Source organism: Exiguobacterium sp. s133, assembly GCF_018618595.1.
In the GTDB taxonomy this organism is placed as follows: domain Bacteria; phylum Bacillota; class Bacilli; order Exiguobacteriales; family Exiguobacteriaceae; genus Exiguobacterium_A; species Exiguobacterium_A oxidotolerans.
The window spans coordinates 1-1,668 of sequence record NZ_JACSMK010000023.1 but is presented as its reverse complement, the minus strand read 5'-3'; the positions used below and the strand labels follow the sequence as shown (position 1 = coordinate 1,668).

The window sequence follows — 1,668 nt, the reverse complement described above, 5'->3', positions numbered from 1 at the left end:
TGAACTGCTCCCCGTCAAGTAGACAGGTCAAATAATATAAATTTTTTAAACGGCTTGAGCCCTGAATTCCAGCGGACTTAAGCCGTTTAATCGTTTTTGATACCGCAGCTCATTATAAAATCGAATGTAGCGTCGGATTGCATCGTGGAGTTCATCGAACTCCTCGAATGTATGAAGATAGTAGCTTTCACACTTTAGCGCTCCCCAAAAAGATTCGATTGGACCATTATCGATGCATTTACCGGCACGGGACATGCTTTGTGTGATCCCAGCTTGTTGAGTCATATGATGAAAGGCATTTGACGTATATTGAAACCCACGGTCACTATGAAGAAGAGGGAAACTACCAGGATCATCATCCAAGGCGAGTTTTAGCGTATCGAAGACGAGCTGACTGTTATTCGAACGACTTAGCACAAATGAACGAATTGATCCATCATACAAATCGAGAATTGCACTTAAATAAGCCTTTTTTGAGGTGCCGTATTTGAATTCCGTGATATCTGTTAACCATTTCTGATTCGGTTTTTCCGCATGGAATTCACGATTCAGAAGATTTTCTGCCGTTTGTCCGGGTATGGTTCTCATATATTTCGGTCGTGTTCGACGAATGACGCAACGAATGCCGGCGATTCGCATCAAGCGACGAACCCGTTTATGATTAACCGTTCTGTTAAATTGGCGATCTAGATTCAAGACCATTCGTTCACATCCATAGACTCCATCTACCGACTCATGAATAGATGTCAGCTCTTCAATGATCATGATGTTCTCTTCTTCGCGTACCGTCGGTACACGATTTAACCATTTATAATAGGCAGCACGGGATACGTCCGCAAAACGACAGAGGGCGACAATCGAATAGCCGAACTGGTCCGCCAACGATTGTATAGCCTTGTACTTATCCAAATTTCGGACTTGGTCTAACCTCTCCCCCTTTCGAACTCCTCTAGCTTTTTTAAGAACTCATTTTCCATTCGAAGAAGCTCGTTCTCTTGCTCAATCTTTTTCATCTCGATGGAGAGGCGTTCCACGTCCGTCAGTTCCTCAAACGGTTTCGTACGTCCACGGCTATCCATCAGTCCGTCAATCCCATTCTTTTCATACTTTTGAACCCACTTGTAGATTTGTTGGTAGGAGACCCGGTGGGTCTTCGCAGTTTCTTTATACTTCTTTCCATTTTTAAGACAGTCGCTGACTATACTAACGCGTTCTTCGAATGTCGTGATTCTTCCTCTGGTCATAGCGAATCGCTCCTTTAGTAGTGTGTCTTCACTACGACCATTATAGTTTGAAATCCAACGTCTGAGTACGCTTGCACTGGAGATGTTTAATTTTATGATGACGTCCATGACGGGCTCACCTTTTTCTAGCACGTCGCGTACGGCTCGCTCTTTAAACTCATTGGAATACTTCGTGCATACCGACCGTTTCTCCAAAGCTGAGATACCGCCTTGACGATACATCTGTCTCCATCTGAGTAGGGTCGATTGTGTGACCCCGAAGAGTCTTGCGACTTCCCACAACGTGGACACTCCTTCTTCATAAGTTTGGATGGCATATAGTTTCTCACTAGCGGAACGCTTGAATTTGGACATAGAAAAAAGCTCCTTTCAAAAGTAAACAGTTTTTCTTATTTCAACTGTCTACTTTTTGGGGAGCATATCA

2 protein-coding genes are annotated in these 1,668 nt (G+C 43.6%); both read right to left on the bottom strand.

The window, feature by feature from the left end; genetic code table 11:
- Positions 1-45 precede the first annotated feature (45 nt).
- Complete coding sequence (locus KNP96_RS16820; RefSeq protein ID WP_235195150.1) at positions 46-909, bottom strand: IS3 family transposase; 864 nt, start codon at positions 907-909, stop codon at positions 46-48.
- Positions 910-923: 14 nt separating this feature from the next.
- Positions 924-1,598 (bottom strand): helix-turn-helix domain-containing protein, encoded by a 675-nt coding sequence (locus KNP96_RS16815; protein ID WP_029330182.1) that lies wholly within the window; start codon positions 1,596-1,598, stop codon positions 924-926.
- Positions 1,599-1,668: the final 70 nt, after the last annotated feature.